We start from the raw sequence: 22,205 nt of genomic DNA, 5'->3' as shown, positions 1-22,205 counted from the left end.
TGGAAATAGGAAGGAGTATGAAGATGATTACAGATAATATTCAGACTGGAGTTATTCACAATCCCATATTAAAAGGCTTCAATCCTGACCCTTGTATTGTAAGAGCGGGGGAGATGTACTATATTGCTGTTTCTTCTTTTGAATGGCTGCCCGGTGTGAGGGTGTATCAATCAGCGGACTTAGCAGACTGGGAGCATTGCACAGATATTCTGACTCATCAGGTAGATCTGCGGGGAAATCCGAAAAATTGCAGTATCTGGGCTCCACAGCTTAGTTATTATGACGGTTTGTTTTATCTGATTTATACCGATGTTAAGAGCACCAAACGGCCTTTTAAAGACTGTCATAACTATCTGATCACTGCGGAGGGTATTGAGGGACCTTGGTCTGAACCGGTATACCTAAACAGCAGCGGGTTCGATCCATCTCTGTACCATGATGAGGATGGGCGCAAATGGCTGCTGAATGAGCTGTGGGATTACCGGATTACGGAAGGCAATAAGTCCTGCGGGATTGTAATTCAGGAGTACGATCCAGAGCAGTGCCAATTAATAGGTGAACCTGTGAAAATCTTTGATTGCACGCCGCTGAAGAAGACGGAAGCGCCGCATATTTACAAGCGGGGAGGTTATTACTACTTAATTACGGCAGAAGGCGGCACTGGATCGGGGCATGCCGTAACCGTAGCGCGCTCCAAGGCGCTGCTTGGTCCGTATGAGGTGGATCCGCTCAATCCGATGTTGACCTCACGGGATAATCCCGAGCTGCCGCTTCAATGTGCAGGCCATGGAAGTCTGGTAGAGACACCAGAAGGTGAATGGTATATGGCCCATTTGTGTACGCGACCCCTTGAAGGCGAATACGCCATACTGGGGAGAGAGACTGCCGTTCAGCAGGTGCACTGGAATGAGGAGGGCTGGTTAAGACTAACCTCAGGCGGAAATACACCACAGCTCAAGGTACCAGCACCTAAAGGAACACAGTTCCTGAACCAAGTGCGGACGCTTGAATTTGAGGATGATTTTAACGGCCCAGAATTGAAAAAGAACTGGAATACATTGCGGATTCCTAGGAATGAAAGCTGGTGTTCCCTTGCTGAAAGACCGGGCTGGTTAAGAATCAGGGCCGGGGAGTCCGTGCAGAGTCTGTTTGAGCATCATATTCTGGCTATTCGCCAGATGGATATAAGCTTCCGCGCTGAAACAGCGCTTGAATATGAACCGAATACTTATCTGCAGATGGCAGGACTACTGTTATACCTGAATGAGGATAACTATCTTTATGCGTATATCAGCCATGAAGAAGGACGTGGCAAGGTGCTGCGGTTAATGCGCTGTCAGCGCGATGAATTCACTGCGGAGCCTGTAATGATTGAACTAAATGCAAGGGAGACAGTGCGGATCGCGGTTGAGGTGCAGGAAGTGACTGGGCAATTTGTTTATCTTAAGGGTGACGATACGGAGTGGAAGCCACTTGGCGATCCGCAGAATATCAGCTTTTTGTCGGGAGGCTTCACTGGGAACTTTGTTGGCATTGCGGCGCATGATATGCAGCAGTTCGGTGGCAGCAGTGCTGATTTCGCATATTTCCGTTATCAGGGCAAGGAATAATACACACGGCTTTACTAAGGAAGGGGTTGCTCTGAGGACAGGGCCCCCTTCTTATTCCAATAGATATTAGGAGGTCTTGTATGAAGAGAAAATGGTTATCCGGGGCGCTGGTTGCGAGTCTTCTTGCAACATGTATGCCATTTGGTGGTGTCGAGGCCGCTTCTTTGGAAGCGCTTCCTGCTTTTCCGGGCGCGGAAGGCGGCGGCAAATATGTAACCGGCGGAAGAGCTCAACCTGTGTATGAAGTAACGACGTTGGCTGATTATGGTATCAAGGAAACTCCGATCCCCGGCTCCTTCCGCGATGCGGTAAGCCAAAGTAATCGGACCATTGTTTTTCGAGTGGGGGGAACCATCCATCTGAAGGAATCCCTCAAGATTACTGGCTCAAATCTGACGATTGCCGGGCAAACGGCTCCAGGTGACGGAATTACAATTGCCGACTACACAACCTCTGTTGAAGCTGACAATATTATTATGCGCTATATGCGTTTCCGGTTAGGCGACCGGGTAGCTAGTGAAGATGATGCTTTTGGATCAAGGTACCATAAGGATCTCATTATCGATCATAGCTCATTCAGCTGGTCGGTGGATGAAGTGGTCAGTCTGTATGATAACGAGAATACTACTGTGCAATGGTCGATATCCGCTGAAAGTATGCTGATGACGACACACCAGAAGGGACGTCACGGCTACGGAGGAATCTGGGGTGGCAAAAATGCCAGTTTCCTTCACAATCTGATTGCTCATAGCACCAGCCGCAACCCCCGTTTGCCGACGGTGACCAAATTGGTGGACCTGACGGAAATGTCTAATAACGTTATCTATAACTGGGGATTCGCTTCTACCTATGGGGGTGGAGCGGAAGATTATCGATATAATATCACTAACAATTATTATAAAAATGGTCCAAACACCTACACCAGTGTAAAAAATCAATTGTTTGGGGAAGTATCTCCAGAAACCCGGTTGTTTATAGATGGGAACATCATGGATGGTAATCCGAAGGTTACTGAAGACAACTGGAAGGGTGTGCAAAAGTATTCGGATATCTCTAAGCTTACGGAGCCGGCAAAGATGCCTAACCCATATACGGCAGTGTCGGCGGAAGAAGCCTACGCAAATGTAATGGCGGATGCTGGTGCCACTTTGCCAAGGCGTGATGCTTACGATGCGCGGGTCATTAATGATGTGAAGAATCGCACTGGACAGCATATTAATTCACCTATTGAAATAGGCGGTTACCCAGACTATACAGAGACAGCTTCCAATGTAATCGACATGGATCATGACGGTATGGATGACAGCTGGGAGATTGCTAATGGACTAGACCCTACCGATTCTGAGGATGGTAAGAAGACGACATTATCTGCGGAGGGCTATACGAATCTAGAAGTGTATCTGAATGATCTGATTGTTTTGGGAAAAGCAGGGAATGAGCATACAGACAATCCTGTAACCGCTATCAATTATCCTGTGAATAACCAAATCATAGAGTCAGGCAACAATGTGAAGGTTACAGCCTCTGCAAGTGATAGTGATGGTATTGCTAAGGTGGAATTTATCGTTAATGGTGTGAAGCAAGCCGAAGCTACCACAGCACCTTATAGTTTCGATTGGAACAATGTGCAGGATGGTACCTATTATCTCGTTGTTCAGGCTATAGACAATAAGGGTCTCAAGACACAATCTGATAACGTGGCTATTCATGTCAACACGTCTGGATCCGTTCTTCCTTGGACTTCGGTGGATATTGGCCATCCAGGGATAGCGGGAGTGACTACGCTTCATCCGGATAGCGGGAAGATTACGCTCAAATCGGCTGGACTTATCGGAGCAACATCAGAGAGCGAAACGGCTGTTGATAATTTTCATTTTGCTTATCAAACCCTGACAGGCAATGGTGAAATTATTGCTAGAATCGACTCCGTAACGGGAACTGACGATTATGCAAAAGCAGGTGTCATGATTCGTGATAATCTCAATGAGAACTCTAAAATGACAATGCTGGCAATCCCTTATGTCAAATATGGCAAGAAGGGAGTTATGATTACCCGCTCCACCACAGGAGCCAAGGTGGTAAAAACAGAACCGGACAGCTTCATCAATACACCTTATTGGGTGAAGCTGGTTCGTCTTGGTAATGAAGTGACAGGTCTGGTATCGCCGGATAAAGTAACATGGAGCAAGGTAGGCACGGTGAAGCTTGACCTGAATGATACGGTTTATTTTGGTCTTGCAGCCGATGCCGCTAAGGTAGATAACGAGGTTAATCGTTATAATGCATCTGTCTTCAGTGAGGTGGAGCTGAAACCGCTTAGTGATCAGTTTCCTACTGCGCCCCGTGGTCTTACAGCGACAGCAGGTGAGGAAAAAGTGAAGCTGAATTGGGAGGATGTTGGTTCTGCCAAGTCGTATAGTGTTAAACGTAGTGAGGTTTCAGGCGGTCCATACAAGACGATCAATACTGAAATTAAAGATAGCCTGTATACTGATTCCGGACTCAGCTCCGGAAAAACTTATTACTACGTGGTCAGTGCTGTGAATGAGCTTGGTGAAAGCTTTGATTCCGATGAGGCCAGCGCTACGGCTGAAGGTGAAGCAGGTAATGTGTATTATGTGGATGAAGACTTTGAACAGGTTGCTGTGGGTGTGACACCAGAGTATTATGATGTGACTCCAAATCCACAGACTGAAATTCAAAAGGTTATTGTATCTCCCACACCGTCTGACAGTAAGGGGAATACGTCAGATCAAGTGTTGAATGTGTTCGATGGTGCGAACGGCAGCGTGCAGTTTATCCGCAAATTCGCGCCAATTACGGGTGCACTCGTTATTGACACTGACTTTATGTTTGTGACAGAATCGGGAACCTCGGTGTTCCTGCAGGCCCAGAGTACAGATGGAAGCAAAACGGCATTCTCCATTGAGAGCAGAAAGCCAACGCTTCCTGAAGCTACAGGTAAATATACGCTAACCATGAGCAGGGGGAGCAGCCAGTATCATCAACTGATGAACTCTTATTCCCTAAAACAATGGTATAACCTGAAGCTAAAGGTGGATGTGAACAACGATAAAGTGGATGTATATATCGATGATCAGCCTGCGGGCTCTTTTCCGTTCACAACCACGAATTTCGCCAGCTATGGCATTGGGCGTATTTTGTCCAAGACACCGGGCGGCGGCTCAGGAAATTATTACTTAGATAATTTAAAGATCTATGTTGAGCCGATTGAAACACCGCTTGGACTGACTGGACTTCCAGGAAACCAAGCAGCCCAGCTATCCTGGCCTGCTCTTGAAGGGGCAACTTCCTACAATATTAAGAGAAGTCTTAAGAGCGGGGGGCCTTATGAGACTATTGCCAACGCTATTACAGAGACATCATATATTGATACTGAAGTTACCAACGAAACTACCTATTATTATGTTATCTCGGCGATGGCGCCGACTGGTGAATCGGGAAATTCCAATGAAATTAGTATTACCCCATCCGCTTTGGCGGTGAAATTGCCTGCGCCAGAATCGTTCGCGGCTGTAAGTCGGAATACTCAGCTGGATCTCAGCTGGAATGCTGTGGAGAATGCAGCTAGCTACAGCATCAAGAAGTGGAATGAGACTTCAGGCAGCTATGAACTCGTGGCAAAAGAAATCGCCGGCACAACTTACCGCGTCGGAGGTCTGGCCAACGGGCAAACCTACCGTTACGTCGTATCTGCAACCAATGTGGCCGGAGAGGGAAAAGAATCAGCGCCTGTTGAAGCTACTCCGCAATCTCCTTTGGGAACGCCTGTGGTTTCCATTGAAGCTGGTGACAGTGTAATGAAACTAAGCTGGCCAGCGATTGAGGAGGCGAACCAGTATATTGTCAAACGTGCCACATCGGCGAAAGGTCCTTATGAAGTGCTCGGGTCTGATTTATCAGGCACAAGCTTTACTGATAGTGGGCTCGTAAACGGAACACCGTATTATTACAAATTCCAAGCAATAAATGGTACCCGTAGTAGTCTAGATTCAGCTGTTGCCTCAGCGGTTCCATACCAGAATTCCGGCCAGCCGCAGGCTCCACAAGGAGTTAGTGCTGAGCCTGGCAACACTGATATCCATCTGACTTGGAATGTAGCTGATGGAGCTAGCAGCTATCAAATTCTACGCTCGGAGAGCGGTGGCAGTTATGCGGTCGTGGCCGACGGCATCGAAGCAACCGATTATACCGATAAAGGCTTGAGCAACGGGACTGCCTATCAATATGCGGTAATCGCCATCGGTGATAAGGGTGCCAGTCTTCCATCCGAGGTGGTCAAGGGAATTCCAGCTCCTGTCATTATTGTTGCTCAGAATGGGACAGGAGATTATAAAACGATTAATGACGCTATTCAAGCAGCACCTGATAATAGTGCCCTAACCACGATTATTAAAGTGAAGAACGGCACGTATAAGGAGAAGGTGCTTGTACCTTCTAGTAAGATGAATATTAGTATCATCGGTGAGAGCTGGGAAGGTACCGTACTTATTAACGGTGACTCCGCGAAAACCATTGGCTCAGATGGTAAAGAAATGGGCACCAGCGGCAGCTATACATTAAAGGTTGCGGCAACTGATTTCACACTGGAGAACATGACGGTTGAGAACAGTGCTGGGCGGGATGCCGGTCAGGCAGTCGCTTTATATGCTGAAGGAGACCGGGGAGTGTACAGAAATGTTAAGCTTCTAGGATATCAGGATACCCTGTTCGCAGATAAGGGAAGAGCCTATTTCGTCGACAGCCATATTGAAGGTACAGTAGACTTTATCTTCGGTAATTCCGCTGCCGTATTCGAGAATAATGTGATTCAAAGTGCGGGTGCTGGCTATGTTACTGCGCCTTCCACGGCAACGGGTAAGCCTGGTTATGTGTTCATCAATAATCGACTAACTGCCAGTGAGGGCGTTGCTGCTGGAACCGTTGATTTGGGCCGGCCATGGAGAGAATACGGCAGCTCTACCTTCATTAATACGGAGATGGGAGCTCATATTCGTGCTACTGGCTGGCATGAATGGTATGAAGGTCGTTCCAAAACTGCACGGTTCTCTGAGTTTTTAGGTTACGGAGAGGGTGCTAATGCAGCTTCACGTTACAGCTGGTCCAAACAATTAACAGCAGAAGAGGCGGCTGCCTATACGATTGAAGCTGTGCTTGGTGGAAGTGATGGCTGGAATCCACAGCAATCCAAGATTTTAGTGGGACAAGAGCAGATACCTGCGGTACATGTCTCTTCAATTACTGTAACGGGTAAAGATGGAATTAGCAGCATTGAGTCGAAGGGCAGTGCCTTGCAGCTGCAAGCCTCTGTGCTTCCAGAAAATGCGACGAATCCTAAAGTTATCTGGACGGTAACTGAAGCAGATGGGGTAACCTCAACGGATAAAGCGGTTATTGATGAGAAGGGCTTGCTGACAGCTAGAAAGAACGGTAGCGTTCAAGTAACGGCGCGAGCTCTAGATGGAAGTGGAGTATCCGGAAGCCTAGAGATTAAGATCAGCGGACAAGATGAGATTGCCCGTAATCTGCCCGCTGCAACGCTTAACGGACCCGTCAAAGTGGCGGCAGGACAGGATTTCACTTACCGTGTAGGGCTTACAAATGTTACTACCTCCGTCTACAAGGAAGTGTATGCTGTAGACTTTACCATGGCATATGACGTATCTGGTGTGGAATTCGTATCCGCTCAGACCTTGCCAGACGGATTCAGCATCACTCATATTAATGAGGACAGTCCAGGTCTAATAACAGTTAGTGTAGCTGGAACGGAGGCAGGAAATATCCTGACCGATGATGCGGAATTCTTAGAAATGATCTTCAAAGCGAAGAAGACAACCCGTGAAATCGCCGTGCCGCTTGGATTTATTTCTTTCCGAGGATCCAACACAGATGTTGAATTTGACATCCTGCATGAGGCACAGTCGGTTGTTCATGTCATTCCTATATCCGTCATGGAGATAAAAGTCTCCTCCAAAGATAATGTGAGCGAAATCAAGTCAGGGCAAACCCTGCAAATGGTAGCTGTAATCCTGCCGGACCATGCATCCGATCCAGCAGTGAGCTGGTCAGTGGTGAATGAGGATGGATCAGCTACTGAGCGAGCATCTATTACGGATACCGGCTTGCTCACTGCAATTGCAGCAGGCAAGGTAACCGTGAAAGCGGCAGCTAAAGATGGCTCTGGTGTTGTAGGCACGATGTCCATTGAGATTATGGCAGAATCGCAGGTTTCAGAATCGGGCGGTACTTCAACTTCAACGACATTCAAACCAGTGAAACAACCGGAACCAACTGTGAACGCAGATGGAGTTACTCTTTCCGTGACAGCGGATGTGAATGGTAAAGCTATTGCAGAGGTATCCTCAGCGATTCTGCAACAAGCAATTGGCTCAATGCAGAATGGAGTATTGAGAATCACAGTGAAGCCAGCCTCTGCCAGCTCGGTGATTGAACTGACCTTGCCAGCTCGTGAGTTGGCTGGAGCGGGAGCAAAAGCAATTCAACTTTTAGAAATAGACATGGGATTGTCTACGTTCCGAATAAATGCTGACCTGCTTCTTGCGATGGCAGGATCTGACGCCGTAAGCGTTAAGCTTGTAGTTGGCAAAGTTGACGCGAAGACACTGTCGCTTCAGACGGATGTCGGGGATATTTATGAGTTTAAGTTCTTTGTTGATGGCAAACAGTTTGACAGCTTTGGGCGTGGACTGAAGGTTGAACGGGATTACAAACCAAAGACAACTTCAGGTGTAGAACAAATAGTAGTCTACCAAATCCGTGAAGACGGGACTGTGGAGGTGGTTAGAAACTCTCAGTTTAATCTGACAACTGGCAAAATCATCTTTAGACCAGACAATTCCGGCAGATTCGCAGTAGCATATGCGGAAAATTCCTTTAAGGATATCGCTGGACTAGGCTGGGCACAAAATAGCATTCAAGCCCTCGCCGCCAGAGACATCCTGAATGGCACCGGAGATCATAACTTCGGGCCACAGCTGAATGTAACTCGGGCACAGTTCCTAAAGATGCTGATGCTTGCATTAGAGCTAGAGGAAGGTAATGCGGCAAGTACATTTAAGGATGTTTCGCTGGATGCTTGGTACTACAGCTCCGCTGCTGCTGCTCAGCAGCTAGGAATTATTCAGGGCAGATCTGATGGAACCTTCGGTGCTAATGAAACAATTAGCCGTGAGGAAATGGCGTTGATGGCTTATCGTGCAGCACAGCTCGCTAAGCTTACGGTCGTGGAAGTGGACCAGCCAGTGAATTTCAATGATGCCGCTGATGTTTCAGCCTACGCTCGTGAGGCTGTACAATTCATGAGCGGAGCAAAGATTATTCAAGGTGTGGGCAAAGATAACTTTGCACCTAAAGCCAATACAACTCGTGCTCAGGCAGCTGTTATTGTCTATCGATTGTTCCAGCTAAATCCTTAAATTTCAAGTTGACACCCTGTGTGATTTATCATATTATGATTGGAGTTGTTATAAGTAAATAAACCAAACTCTATCCAGTGGATGGAGTGGCGGAACTTTGTCAAAGATGTATTCTTTGGTTTCAATCGCCCCTTGTCATTTCGATGACAAGGGGCTTTATTATGTTAATGAGCTTGCTCAAGAGAAAGGGAAGAGGTTTACGATGAATATGAAGTTATTCAAATATGCTTTACTAGTTTTTTTAGGCGCTTGTAGTTATGGCTCACTCTCTACGATCGTCAAGCTTGGAATGAACGATGGCTTTAGAATGAAACAATTGGTAGGATCACAATACTTTTTTGGATGGTGTATGCTGCTCTTGCTGGTCTTATTATTTTCTCGAAAGAAATTAGGGCTAAAAACAGGCGGGAAATTATTAGCCGCTGGGATCACCATCAGTTTAACTGGCATATTTTATGGCTTCGCCGTTGAACAATTACCTGCTTCGATTGCGATTGTACTGTTATTCCAATTTACTTGGATCGGTGTAATTCTGGAGGCGGTTGTAGATCGAAAACTTCCTAGTCGGGAAAAAGTGATTTCGATGGTTATCCTTCTAATTGGTACAGTATTAGCGGGGGGCATCCTTGAGCCGAGTATAGGTGGAATTACGACCACTGGTGTAATTTTTGGCTTAATGTCAGCCGTGTCGTTTGCTTTCTATATTTTTGTGAGTGGAAGAGTAGCTACGCAGGTGCCTGCCGTTAATAAAAGCTTGTATATGACCACTAGTGCAATGGTTATTATTATGACTGTTTTTTCGCCTTCGTTTTTATATGACGGTGCGATTACCGATGGGCTTTGGAAATACGGCCTACCTCTAGGTTTGTTGGGCATCGTAATTCCAGTTCTGTTCTTTTCGATCGGGGTTCCGAAGCTGGGTTCAGGTCTAGGCGCGATTTTAGGGGCAGCGGAGTTACCGGCAGCTGTAGTAGCCTCCGTGTTAGTTCTGCAAGAAGAGGTATCATTACTTCGCTGGATCGGGATTATCGTAGTTCTGATCGGGATCGCAGCTCCACAAATCCTACCGATGGGGACAGGGAAAAAGTCATCCAAACCATCACCAAAACAATCACTCCGTAAGGTAGAACTTTAATCGGCAAACTGGCATCGATGGTATGATCTGATCCTGAGAGGATTAGATTATCTATCGGTGTTTTTTTGTGGAAAAAAAGATTGGTGTTAATTTTTCTGGTATCGATAATGGATGTCTATTATATAGTGGTTCTATTCTTAACTAAATGGAGATGACCACTTATGAACACTAAAAACTATGACTATTTTAAAACGCTGCATGATCAAAAAAATCCACTGATCCTGTACAACTGCTGGGATGTAGCCTCGGCTAAAGCAATAGAGCAAGCTGGATCAAAGGCGGTAGCAACTAGCAGCTATTCCATGGCGGAAGCGTGGGGATATTCGGACGGTGAACAGCTTACATTTGAGCTTATGCTTTGGATGATTTCAAAGATTGCCGAACGAGTAGCGGTTCCATTGACCGTAGACATCGAAGGTGGATATGCTATAGATGAGGATATTTTAGCGCATAACATGGAGCAGTTATTTCAATTAGACATCTGTGGTATCAATTTTGAAGATCAGATCGTAAATCATCCTAACAATGAACTATGGGAGACTAGCGAACAAAGCCGGAGGATCAAAACCATACAACAAGTAGCCTCCAAACTGCAAAAGCGCGTGTTTATTAACGCTAGAACGGATATCTTTTTCAAGGCTAAGGAACATTCGATGGATCTAGTCAATCAAGCTATAGAACGTACCTATGCTTATGCTGACGCTGGAGCGGATGGGATTTTTATACCGGGGCTCGCTGATCCAAGCTTGATTGAACAATTTGTTGAAAAATCGCCACTGCCTGTGAATATTATGGTTATGGACGGTATGCTTTCAAATCATGAATTGCAAAATATTGGCGTGAAACGGATTAGCTATGGACCGCGTAGTTTCTTTCAGGCACAACATAACCTCCAAGAAAATGCCCGGCAAACGCTTGATGCCTCAGGACTTTATTTAGAAATGAGCTAACCACACTATGATAACTAATGAGCAGGATATCGATAAATATTATAAGATGCTGGTCGAGAAAAACTCGAATTATGAGGGCGTATTTTTTGTAGGAGTGAAAACAACGGGCATCATGTGTAGGCCAACTTGTCCCGCTAAAAAGCCATTAAAAGAAAATTGTGAGTTTTTTGCTACAGCCAAGGAAGCCTTATTAGCTTCATATAGACCTTGTAAAAGGTGTCAGCCGCTATCCAATCCAACAAAAATGTCTCCTGAAGTAAAGCGGCTTGTAGAAGCTATTGAGAGCAATCCGGAACGAAAATGGACAGATAAAGATTTTGATGAGCTGTCTATTAGTGCAAACACGGCACGCCGCCAATTTAAGAAACAATTTGGAATGACCTTTATCGAATATGCACGTTCTAGACGTTTAGGACTGGCATTCAAACATATTAGGAATGGGGATTCAATCATTAACGCACAACTGGAAAGCGGGTACGATTCGAGCAATGGGTTTAGGGATGCTTTTTCACGAACGATGGGGACTGTCCCGAATCATTCCAAGCAGATTAAAGTGCTGTACTGTACTTGGATAGAAACGATATTGGGTTCTATGCTGGCCATCTCCGATGAAGAGAGTCTTTTACTGCTGGAATTTGTGGATCGCAAGGGACTTGAAAATGAAATCAAGAGATTACGCACTCGCTTAAATGCAACTATATTACCTGAAAAGGTAGCCGTCCTTCACCAAATTGAGGAGGAATTGAAGCTGTATTTCACCGGTGAACTTACGGAATTTACAACGCCGGTTCGTTATCTGGGCTCAGACTTTCAGCAAAAGGTGTGGAATGAACTCCGGAAAATACCTCTGGGACAGACAGCTTCTTATAAGGAGCTTGCAGAGAAAATCAACAATCCTTCTGCTTGCCGCGCTGTAGCAAGGGCGAATGGCACCAATCAACTCTCAATCTTGGTTCCATGTCATCGAGTGATAAATAGCAATGGTGAATTGGGGGGCTATGGAGGCGGGCTTGCCAGAAAAGAATGGTTAATCAAACATGAGTCTAACCGCTCCTTAAAGGAGAATAATTTCATTTAACTACTTCTCTCTATTACGGAGAAAGTGACGGGTCCCCTTACTTCAAGGCAGGAGATTCATCACTTTCTGTACTTAAATATTGAACTAACATGTCCACAAATCGGTTAGCAATTTGAATATCCTGAAGTTCGTTGTTGAAATCGTCTTTGGAAATCAGGCTCATTTTCTGCAATAAACCCATCATAGACGTGAAGATGAAATGAGCAGTGGATAAGGGTTCTGTATCAAATTTTAATGATCCATCTTTAACTCCGGCCTCTAGAGCATCCATTAAGAAATGTCGTTCTTTACCCCGCATCACAAAATTTCTGTAATTTTCTTTGAGTTCTTTACTGTAATCATAGGCTTCAAAATGCAAATCGAATAGAAGAATGAATTTGATGTAACCTGGGTGTTGCCGGGCATAATCAATCCAAGCATTAAGCATCGAAGCAAGCATTTGCTTACCATTCATTTCAATTGAAGAAGGTGCGCTTCTAACAAATTGCGTCATGCTCTCCAGGATTTCCATCTGGACCTCAAAAATCAGTTCGTTCATGGACTGGAAATGCTTATAAAAGGTAACCCGGCTTACACCAGCCACGTCGCAGACATCCTTAATATTAACTTTGAGAAAGCTTTGCTTCATAAAAAGATCCTTCGCCGCAGCAATCAATTCTTCCCGGTTTCTGTTTTTTAAATTCTGGTGCCAGTTCTCAGTCATGGGTTACACTCCTTTCTTGTTCTTTTTTTGGTTTTTGTAAGGTAATGAAAAAGGCAGATGCCAGGATAATTGCCCCAAAAATATAGGGGATATCCATGTGTTTGTCAAACATCAATCCCGCTAAAATGGGTCCAAGTATGTTTCCAATGCTGGTATACGTTGTATTTAATCCGGCAGCATATCCTTGCCGATCACCAGCTGAGTTGGCAATCAATGTACTTACTGTGGGTCGTAAAAAAGCATTAAAAGCAAAAAATAAACCGGATACAACTAATAAATAACCTAAATTGATCTTGAATATCATCAACAATAAGGTTATAGCGGTCATCAACAATGATATACGTATAAGCTTTATCTCGCCAAGTCTCTTAATCAGATGATCAAGCAGCCAGATCTGTACAACAATGCCTATAACAGCACCAACCGTAATAATGATTGAGATTTTCGTTGCATCAAAACCGTATTTTTGTTCCACAAAAAGGGCGTACACCGTTTCATAATTCATCAGACCAAATGTCATGATCAGAATGAGCAAAAGATAGCGGAAATAGGACGTCCGGAATGAATTTACGATTTGATTACGAATGGATTCCCGAGGGGCCTGTTTGTTAACGGATTTCCGTTTTTCCTTTGGGAGTGTCTCTGGCATATAAAAACAAAGTATCGTAGCGATAAGCCCAAGTCCACCCGCAAAAAAATAAGGCATGCGTATGCCAAACCCAGCGATAATGCCGCCTAACCCTGGACCAAGCACTATACCCAAATTCATGGAAGCCCCCAAGTACCCCATACCTTTAGCGCGGGTTTCATGGGTAGTGATATCAGCGACGTAGGCCATATTGGAAGGAACCATGATTCCGATACCTATACCCCCAATAAATCTAGCGACATAGAGTAGGGGCAATGTCGTAGAGACAGCAAATATCAGATCTGAAAGAACGGTTAAAAACATTCCGGAAATGATCATTGATTTTCTTCCCCATTTATCCGAAAGCTGTCCCCCTATAGGTGAAAAAATAAACTGTGCTGCTCCAAAAGCTGCAATAAGATATCCGGCAGCAGCTCCTGACGCATTAAACAGCTTCAGATACTCAGGTAGAATGGGAATAACCATACCTTGCCCTAATAAAGCGATAAATAGATTCAACATCAGAATGAAAAGTGGAAATCTAGCAGCCTTAGATAAGCTGCTCATATCTTAGCCCTCCTATATGGTTTACACTATGTAATTCTTTACTCGATGTAAACCATGATAATGGAATGATGGGCCCTTGTAAAGGTGTATCTGAAATTTAGGATACGTCGTTTTTTGTACGTTTTTTCAAGTAAAAAAAGTACTGTTTTAAACAAAAGAAGGAAAATTTATGAATTCACATCATTATCCAAGTATGATAGCATGATCTATATATTTTGGTGTAAAGCGCGGGCTTAACTTAATAAGATTGGAGCGAACATCATGCTTAAGGTTCTGATCGTGGACGATGAACCCTGGGTTCTTGAGGGGCTAAGGACGATGATCGACTGGGAAAAATTCGGTTATGAAGTTTGTGGTGAAGCTCAAAACGGCACGGATGCGATGAGGCTTATCCAGGAGAATAAACCGGAACTGGTTCTTACGGATATTAATATGCCTGTAATTAACGGACTTGAGCTTATTACAAAGTTGAATGAGGTCATGGAGAAACCTCCTAAATTTGTGATTCTGTCTGGATATGATGACTTCAAGTATGCACGTACGGCATTGCGCCAGCGGGTAAATGAATATTTATTAAAACCCATTGATGATGAAGAAATAGAGGCTTTATTAAGCAGGATCACTCCAATAATCCAAAATGAAATCGCTTCCAATGAGGAGTTTGATAAAAAGCAATTTTTTATCGTAAATAATATCATCAACCGCCTGATCCAAGGGGAGTATAACGAAAATTTAGAGCTTCTAACCCGAAACACCTTGAAGCTTCAAGCGGATGCAGAGTTAATGTGTATTCTTATCGAACCGGCCTCCTCTATGAATCCATTCCAACCGCAGATAAGTGATTATTTTTCCGAGGAACACTTCTGCTTCTTTCAAGACGGATCGGGAAGAGCGGGGATCATTCTTCAGTCTGCTTCTATCGGCAATGAGAGCCTGGAGACTATCGTCAACCAGATGCATTCAGATCTCACTGAACAATCACAGGAGCTGGTCTTTTTAGCACTTAGCAGCAGAATGGTCGGGGTGAGCTCGATTCGAGAGATTTATAGGCAGGCACTTGAGGTATGGAAACGAAAAACGCATCAGCAGAAAAGAGGGGTCTTTTATTATAGTGAGCTTAGGAACCTGAAAAAGGAAGAACCTCATGAGGACCATTTCAGACAGCTGCTGCATAAGGTCCAAACGAATGATACGGAACAGATCCAGCCTTGTGTAAAAGAAGCGTTCACTGCTTTCGTTGAGAATCTGTTGACCCTTGAAGTTGTAAAAGCAAAAGTGGCCCATTTAGAGCTTACGATCTGTAGAATTATAGCTCAAATGAATGGAGACCCGGATACGATTATGATTAAGCTTCAGCAAGAATACGGAAATCTAGGTGAGCTTAGTGATTATTTTATATTAAGCCGTTATGTACAAAGTCTGTGTGAACGGGCTGCCGTCTATCTGTCTGAACTAGAGCAGCAGAATGAACAAAATACGATTTACAAGGTTATTCAGTATGTGGATCGGGAATTTCGGAATAAATTAAAGCTTCAGGATTTGGCACAACAATTTCATATTAATTCTACCTATTTGGGACAACTGTTCAGAAAGCAAACGGGTCAGGGTTTTAGTGAATACCTAAATGCCAAACGGATTGAAGAGGCAAAAAGTCTGCTGAAACGAACACAGCTAAAGATATCGGATATAGCGGTGCAGGTGGGATTCTCTAACACTGATTATTTTATAGATAAGTTTAAGCTGCTTGTAGGGGTAGTACCATCCGTGTATAAAAATGAGAATAAGAACCAACAGCTCTAGGGGAAGCAAGGTGTTTCATATGGAGAGAAAAAAATTCAGATTTAGAAAAGTAGTGAATGATATTCCCTTGAATTATAAATTTTCCCTTATTTATATCATAGGTGTTCTTCTCCCTATCATTATTATTAACCTTGTTTTTTTGGATCGGATTTCCGATCTGATCAAATCGAGAGAGCAGCAGAATCTGGAGATATCCTTAGAAAGAGCCCGAAAGGATATTCATGACTTCATTGAAGGTGGGGTAGCTGTCAGCTATACGCTTTCTGCTGATAAGAACCTGTATGAATTGCTTGAGCGGACGTATGGGAACTCTATTGAATTCTATGACACTTTTGATGAACAGCTAAGAGGCCGCATGAATAGCTATATGCCGGTGAACAATCAGATTGAACGGATTACTGTATTCACGAACAATGATTCCATTGTTTCTGGCAGCAACTATCAGGTCATCAATGAAAAGGTTATGAATAGTGAATGGTATAAGCAGTCGAAGGCTGCGAATAAACATCTGTTTCTTGCCGCTTATCATATGAGTGACATCTCTAGTGTGATTTCTACAGCGCCTTATTTGAGTGTTATTGAGCGAATGGACGCTTACAGCTCATACAATAAATTTGAAAAGCTGCTTAGAATTGATTTGGATCTCAGTAAAATATATGACGTGATTATCAGAGAAAAAGATTACTTGAGTCTTTATCTGGTTAACGAGCAGGACGAGATTATTATGTCTGCCCAAAGCGGGTATCAAAGAGGCACCACGGAACCTTATCCCGTGTTCAAGCTGCAGGATGATGAGCGCAAGGAGGATGTGCATATTGTACCCGTCGGCGGAGCTAGTTATATAAAAGGCTGGCGGATAATAGGAATTACACAAGGTGAGCGTATTGCCCAAGCGATAATGGAGATTCGGATTTATGCAGGGATTCTGGCGTCTATTGTCACGCTAATCACAACCGCTTTCTTATATGTGATGTTAAGATCCTATAATTATCGGGTGAAACGGTTGTCCAGACATATGCAGAAAGTATCCAATGAGAAATTTGAGCTGATTCGGATTGATGAAGGTCAGGATGAGATCGGGGGCTTGATCCGTAATTTTAACAGGATGACCACTACCATTAATTCCTTGATCAATGATGTATATAAACTGGAGATTCAAAAAAATAATCTGGAGATGGAAAGAGTAAGAGCTGAACTGAATTTCCTGCAAAGCCAGATGAATCCGCATTTTCTGTTTAATACGTTAAATGCCATTTTGGTGGTCTGTACTAAAAATAATTACTCGGATGTTACGGATATCATTAAGAGTTTATCGAAATTACTTAGACGGCTGCTGAGCTGGAAAGAGGATCTCGTTACCTTGGAAGAAGAAATGACTTTCATCGAGATGTATTTGAAAATTGAAAAATTCCGGTTCAGGGATAAATTCGACTATCAATTTGAGATCGATGAGCAGTCGCTTCAATATAAGATTCCCAAGCTAAGCATGCAGCCGCTCGTTGAGAATTCCTGCAAACATGGTCTACAGGCCATAGAGGGACTAGGTGTGATAAAAGTGAAGACGTTAGTGGAGGAGGGACGATTAAAAGTTACCGTCTCTGATAACGGTAAAGGGATAGAGCCAGAGAAGCTGCAAGAATTATTAGGTAATGTTCAAAATGAAGCGTCTTCGGGAACGAATATCGGAATCCGCAACGTGTACCGCCGATTAGAATTGTACTATGAAGATCAGGTCCGTTTTGATATCAGCAGCGTTCCGGATGAAGGGACCATTGTCACTTTTGACATTCCACTAAAACTCCTGGAACGGAAGAATAGCTAGAAAGTGAGGGACCCCCAATGAAATACAAAGTATTATTGATCGATGATGAGCCTAGTGCGCTTGAAGCGATGCAGCTGTGGATTAATTGGCAGGAGCTTGGCTTTGAGGTATGTGGAACCTCCAGCAATGGCAAAGAGGGGCTGGAGCTAATGAAACAGCTAGAGCCAGATCTTGTAATTACGGATGTTAATATGCCGCTAATGAATGGGCTGGAGATGGTCGCAGCTTGGCAACAAGCTGAGATTAAGGAGATCAAATTTGCCATACTAAGTGGTTATAGTGAGTTTGAATATGCCAAGACAGCTATACACTATGGAATTAATCATTATCTGATGAAGCCAGTGTTTCCCGAAGAGGCGGCAGAAGAATTGCTGGAGATATATCAGGAGCTGGAGCAGGAAGCTCAGAAGCGCAGTTTAAATCAAATAGCCTCCGCGGAGGAGGCTGTTTCTCTCCTGAAAGGAATGCTGCATGAGAAAGCTGAGCAGTCGAATCAGGAGGTACTTAACCGACTATCGAAAGGTAAAAGCCATTGGAATATTTGTTTGATACAGACAGAGCCGGTTTTATATACGGAGATCAGAGAGCAAGCCTCAGCCCTCCTAACCGATAAAGATTCTATGTTTCTGATGGATCTGGAGAGTCATTGTTTTGGAATCGTATATGGATACAATTCATTGTCCACTGAGGGAGCTGTGATCGATCAGATTGCAACTCCTTTGCTGAATGAACACCCCAAACAAGCTTTATATATTGCAACAGGTGCTGGTGTAGGCTCCTTGCTTCAGATCGGGAACAGTTTCCGAATGGCGAAAGAAGCATTAATGTATTATTTTTATTATTCTGAAAATGTAGAGATCCTGACTTATCAGGAGATTAAGGATAGTCCCTTTAGTTATCATTATGATCAAATTCAACTGATGGATGACTTGATAAGACCGATTAACACCCTGGACTCCGCAGGCTTTAGCCAAGCTGTGAACTCGGCAGCCCGCAGTTTCCGGGAACAGCGCATCGCTCCAGAGGTTGTGAAGAAAATTGTTATTCATATGATGTATAAGATTATTGAGTTTACCTCGGAAGCCAGTGAAGTTCATGAGTCCTCCTTATCTAATCAAATTAGAATCCCCGCGATGTTAGACTCAATGATCACCTTGACGGACTTAATGCGTAATTTGCTATTCTGCGGCGAGGCCAGTATCGATATCCTTCTTAAGGAACAAAACCTAAAATCACAGGGGATTGTTCAGGAGATTAACAATTATATTGAAGAGCATTTTCGCGAATGTCTTACCATTAAGAGACTATCAGAGGTTTTTTTCCTGCACCCGGTATATCTGGGTCAATTATTGATCAAGAAGAACGGTATTAATTTCAATGAACAGCTGCATAACCTCCGAATAAAAGAGGCAGTACATTTACTTCAACAAAATAAATTAAAAAATAGTGAAATCGCTGAAAAAGTGGGCTATGGCAATTATAGTCAGTTCCTCAAGCAATTTGAAAAAAAGCTGCATATGAGCCCTAACGAATTTAAAAACACTAATACCTAAACTTTTTGGGGGTACATCTTTAATTCTGGCGTATTTTCAGAAGATTATCACCTCTATAATTTAACTTGTAAGGGCTTACAACATTGTTACACCAACAAATATATGGAGGTGCTTTATGGGGGGCAAGTTAATATCCAAATGGAAACTTAGTCTGATTGCTGTGTTATCCCTAAGCTTTACCTTAGCAGGGTGCGGAGGAAATAACAGCAACAATACGACGGCTAAAGGGGAAGACAAACCAGCAGAAACAGCCACTTCAACTGCTGCAGGAACAGATTCTGAGAAGATTGAACCTTTTGAAATTAGTATCTTTCTTGGAGAAGCAGGCCAGCAACCAACACCAGATAATAAAATTTATAAAATGATTAAAGAAAAAACAGGCGCATCCTTCAATTTCGAATTCTTAGCTGGGGATCTTAACCAGAAGTTAGGCGTAATGATTGCCGGTCAGGATTATCCGGATTTGATGACTGCCAATACTAAGCTGACAGGAGCGGAAGCTTTTATCCCGCTTGAAGATTTGATTGAACAATATGCTCCAAATTTGAAAGCGCATTATGCAGATTACTGGAACATGATGAAAGACCCGAATGATGGACATATTTATACGCTTCCGAATTATGGTGCGTATAACGGTAAAGTGAATACAACCTATTATGCAGGTCCTGCTTTCTGGATTCAGAAGGACATCCTGAAAGATGCTGGTTATCCAAAGGTGAAGACCTTGGACGAGTATTTTGACCTCATTGTGAAATATAAAGAAAAAAATCCAACTATCGATGGAACGCCAACCATCGGATTCGAAATTCTTAACAACGACTGGAGAAACTGGGGATTGTTTAACGCTCCTCAGCATCTGATCGGGCACCCGAATGATGGCGGAGTGGTTGTTAATGATAACGTTGCAGAAATCTTCGCAGATAAAGACTATGCTAAGCAATACTATCAAAAGCTTAATGAAATGAACCAATTGGGCGTTATCGACCAAGAAACATTTGTGCAAAACTACGATCAATATTTGGCGAAACTGTCTAGTGGAGCCGTTCTGGGAATGTTTGATCAGCACTGGAACTTTGGTTCAGCAGAAGATTCACTCCGGACACAAGGTAAAGATGAAAGAACTTATGTAGGACTTCCACTTGTGTTTGATACCAGCACTAAAGATTATTATCTGGATCGCCCAGCGCTGAACTTGAATAATGGCTTCGGGATCAGTATCAATGCCAAAAATCCTGAAAAAATTATTAAACTAATGGATACATTGATTCAAGAAGATTGGCAAAAAATCTTCACTTGGGGTATTGAAGGTGAAGATTATCAAGTGGAAAATGGCCGTTTTATAAGAAATGAAGAACAACGGAAGAACGCAGTTGATGCTACATGGAAGCTCAGCAACAAAGCAGATGCTTGGTATGCTACAGCTCCGAAATTGCAAGGATTCTTTGAGGATGGAAACTCAACAGATGCTGCGGCTCAACCAGAAGAATACCGGGCTGCACTCAAGCCGTATGACAAGGAAATTCTTGATGCTTATGGCTACAACAGTTATGTGGATTTCTTCAGCGAGCCTGAGCCGAACCCAGTAGCTTATCCAGCTTGGTCCATAGATCTTGTTGAAGGCTCAGATGCCAAAATTGCCGAAACGAAGCTGAATGAATTGCGAACCAAATACCTGCCAAAAGCAATCTTGGCCAGTCCATCAGAATTCGATAAGGTTTGGAATGACTTTGTTGGAGAAATTGGTAAAGCGAATGTCAAAGCCTATGAAGACAAAATCAATGAACAGCTTAAATGGAGATTTGATACTTGGAGTGTTAAATAGTTAGAGCTTGCTTAAAAATCAGAAAGTGGTGGCTTATTAGGCCAACCACTTTCTGAAATATATGGATGATGTGGGGAGAAAACATATATGGATGAGATATTAACGGGGAAAAAAGTTAACCGGCATCCTAAAAGAAAAAAGAAGCAACCGATTACTATGACCTTGATTAAGAATCAGAAACAGCTGATTTGGATGTCGGTTCCATTAATGCTTTATATTATACTATTTGCTTATGTTCCCATCTGGGGATGGACGATGGCTTTCCAAGATTATAAACCAGCTAGAGCATTTAGTGAACAAACATGGGTGGGTTTAAAACACTTCAAGTTTCTTTTTACGGATGATAGCTTTTTGAGAGTACTGCGCAATACGTTGGCCATGGGCCTAATTAATCTAGTTCTAGGATTTGTGACTGCGATAATACTGGCATTGCTGCTTAATGAGATCAAAAATGTATTTTGGAAAAGAACCGTTCAGACCATATCCTACTTGCCTCACTTCCTCTCTTGGATTATTGTAACAGGCATTGTAGCTACTTCTCTTTCGGTTAATGACGGGATTATCAACATCGTGCTCATGAAATTGCATCTCATTGATTCACCGATCCTTTGGTTGAGTGAAGGGAAGTATTTCTGGGGTATTGTAGGTGCTTCACACGTCTGGAAAGAAGTCGGATGGAGTACTATCATCTACTTGGCGGCTATCGCCTCTATTGATCCGGCTTTATATGAAGCTGCTGAGATTGATGGAGCGAACCGGTATAAGAAAATGCGTCATGTAACTTTGCCGGGCATGAAAGCAACCATTGTAATCCTGTTAATAATGTCCGTAGGACATGTACTGGAAGCTGGATTTGAGGTTCAGTACTTGTTAGGAAACGGGCTTGTCGTAGATTGGTCGGAAACGATTGATATATTTGTATTGAAATATGGTATAGCGCAAGGGAATTATTCCTTAGCTACCGCGGGTGGTATTTTCAAAACAGTCGTAAGTGTAACGTTGCTGCTATTAGCTAACTGGACTGCGAAGCGGCTAGGGGAAGAGAGGCTGTTATAATCATGGAAAAAACTCAATTGATTC

Annotated in this window: 12 protein-coding genes; 10 read left to right on the top strand and 2 right to left on the bottom strand. The window is 43.5% G+C overall.

The window, feature by feature from the left end; genetic code table 11:
• Positions 1 to 23: 23 nt before the first annotated feature.
• The 5 genes from NSQ55_RS25815 (at position 24) to NSQ55_RS25795 (ending at position 12,230) form a co-directional block, all read left to right on the top strand.
• Positions 24 to 1,610, top strand: a complete 1,587-nt coding sequence (locus NSQ55_RS25815; RefSeq protein ID WP_339169747.1) for a glycoside hydrolase family 43 protein — start codon at positions 24 to 26, stop codon at positions 1,608 to 1,610.
• Positions 1,611 to 1,690: 80 nt separating this feature from the next.
• The gene (locus NSQ55_RS25810) at positions 1,691 to 9,067 is read left to right on the top strand and encodes a pectinesterase family protein (RefSeq protein ID WP_339169746.1); all 7,377 of its coding nucleotides are present in this window, start codon (positions 1,691 to 1,693) and stop codon (positions 9,065 to 9,067) included.
• A gap of 208 nt (positions 9,068 to 9,275) precedes the next feature.
• A complete protein-coding gene (locus tag NSQ55_RS25805) occupies positions 9,276 to 10,202 on the top strand; it encodes a DMT family transporter (RefSeq protein ID WP_076130480.1) in 927 nt (308 codons plus the stop codon).
• 161 nt (positions 10,203 to 10,363) lie between these two features.
• On the top strand, positions 10,364 to 11,152 hold the full coding sequence (locus tag NSQ55_RS25800; RefSeq protein ID WP_339169744.1) for an isocitrate lyase/phosphoenolpyruvate mutase family protein: 789 nt from the start codon (positions 10,364 to 10,366) through the stop codon (positions 11,150 to 11,152).
• A gap of 7 nt (positions 11,153 to 11,159) precedes the next feature.
• A complete protein-coding gene (locus NSQ55_RS25795) occupies positions 11,160 to 12,230 on the top strand; it encodes a trifunctional transcriptional activator/DNA repair protein Ada/methylated-DNA--[protein]-cysteine S-methyltransferase (RefSeq protein ID WP_339169743.1) in 1,071 nt (356 codons plus the stop codon).
• A 37-nt stretch (positions 12,231 to 12,267) separates the two neighbouring features.
• On the opposite strand, the gene NSQ55_RS25790 is transcribed toward NSQ55_RS25795, so the two are convergent.
• Together NSQ55_RS25790 and NSQ55_RS25785 are read right to left on the bottom strand one after the other, a co-directional pair.
• The gene (locus NSQ55_RS25790; RefSeq protein WP_076194117.1) at positions 12,268 to 12,933 is read right to left on the bottom strand and encodes a TetR/AcrR family transcriptional regulator; all 666 of its coding nucleotides are present in this window, start codon (positions 12,931 to 12,933) and stop codon (positions 12,268 to 12,270) included.
• Positions 12,926 to 14,128: an MFS transporter gene (locus tag NSQ55_RS25785; protein WP_339169741.1), complete on the bottom strand. Its 1,203-nt coding sequence runs from the start codon at positions 14,126 to 14,128 to the stop codon at positions 12,926 to 12,928. The genes NSQ55_RS25790 and NSQ55_RS25785 overlap by 8 nt, the downstream gene beginning before the upstream one ends.
• Before the next feature lie 261 nt (positions 14,129 to 14,389).
• Here NSQ55_RS25785 and NSQ55_RS25780 point away from each other — a divergent pair, with 261 nt between their 5' ends.
• The 5 genes from NSQ55_RS25780 to NSQ55_RS25760 all read left to right on the top strand — a co-directional run bounded on the left by NSQ55_RS25780 (position 14,390) and on the right by NSQ55_RS25760 (position 22,181).
• Positions 14,390 to 15,928, top strand: a complete 1,539-nt coding sequence (locus tag NSQ55_RS25780) for a response regulator (RefSeq protein ID WP_076194119.1) — start codon at positions 14,390 to 14,392, stop codon at positions 15,926 to 15,928.
• A 19-nt stretch (positions 15,929 to 15,947) separates the two neighbouring features.
• A complete protein-coding gene (locus NSQ55_RS25775) occupies positions 15,948 to 17,750 on the top strand; it encodes a sensor histidine kinase (RefSeq protein ID WP_076184836.1) in 1,803 nt (600 codons plus the stop codon).
• Between the two features lie 17 nt (positions 17,751 to 17,767).
• Positions 17,768 to 19,303, top strand: a complete 1,536-nt coding sequence (locus NSQ55_RS25770; RefSeq protein ID WP_076130466.1) for a response regulator — start codon at positions 17,768 to 17,770, stop codon at positions 19,301 to 19,303.
• Positions 19,304 to 19,418: 115 nt separating this feature from the next.
• Positions 19,419 to 21,125, top strand: a complete 1,707-nt coding sequence (locus NSQ55_RS25765) for a sugar ABC transporter substrate-binding protein (RefSeq protein WP_339169738.1) — start codon at positions 19,419 to 19,421, stop codon at positions 21,123 to 21,125.
• Positions 21,126 to 21,212: 87 nt separating this feature from the next.
• Entirely contained in the window at positions 21,213 to 22,181 is a 969-nt protein-coding gene (locus tag NSQ55_RS25760; RefSeq protein ID WP_076130468.1) for an ABC transporter permease subunit, read from the top strand.
• The last annotated feature ends 24 nt before the right edge of the window (positions 22,182 to 22,205 follow it).

This window comes from Paenibacillus sp. FSL H7-0943 (assembly GCF_037963265.1).
In the GTDB taxonomy this organism is placed as follows: Bacteria; Bacillota; Bacilli; order Paenibacillales; family Paenibacillaceae; genus Paenibacillus_AQ; species Paenibacillus_AQ odorifer.
Note: the sequence above shows the minus strand (reverse complement) of the source record. Positions and strands in the feature narration are given on the sequence as shown.

Coding starts and splice junctions, on each gene's coding strand:
- NSQ55_RS25815 (WP_339169747.1), top strand. CDS start 24: ATGATTACAGATAATATTCAGACTGGAGTTATTCACAATCCCATATTA.
- NSQ55_RS25810 (WP_339169746.1), top strand. CDS start 1,691: ATGAAGAGAAAATGGTTATCCGGGGCGCTGGTTGCGAGTCTTCTTGCA.
- NSQ55_RS25805 (WP_076130480.1), top strand. CDS start 9,276: ATGAAGTTATTCAAATATGCTTTACTAGTTTTTTTAGGCGCTTGTAGT.
- NSQ55_RS25800 (WP_339169744.1), top strand. CDS start 10,364: ATGAACACTAAAAACTATGACTATTTTAAAACGCTGCATGATCAAAAA.
- NSQ55_RS25795 (WP_339169743.1), top strand. CDS start 11,160: ATGATAACTAATGAGCAGGATATCGATAAATATTATAAGATGCTGGTC.
- NSQ55_RS25790 (WP_076194117.1), bottom strand. CDS start 12,933: ATGACTGAGAACTGGCACCAGAATTTAAAAAACAGAAACCGGGAAGAA.
- NSQ55_RS25785 (WP_339169741.1), bottom strand. CDS start 14,128: ATGAGCAGCTTATCTAAGGCTGCTAGATTTCCACTTTTCATTCTGATG.
- NSQ55_RS25780 (WP_076194119.1), top strand. CDS start 14,390: ATGCTTAAGGTTCTGATCGTGGACGATGAACCCTGGGTTCTTGAGGGG.
- NSQ55_RS25775 (WP_076184836.1), top strand. CDS start 15,948: ATGGAGAGAAAAAAATTCAGATTTAGAAAAGTAGTGAATGATATTCCC.
- NSQ55_RS25770 (WP_076130466.1), top strand. CDS start 17,768: ATGAAATACAAAGTATTATTGATCGATGATGAGCCTAGTGCGCTTGAA.
- NSQ55_RS25765 (WP_339169738.1), top strand. CDS start 19,419: ATGGGGGGCAAGTTAATATCCAAATGGAAACTTAGTCTGATTGCTGTG.
- NSQ55_RS25760 (WP_076130468.1), top strand. CDS start 21,213: ATGGATGAGATATTAACGGGGAAAAAAGTTAACCGGCATCCTAAAAGA.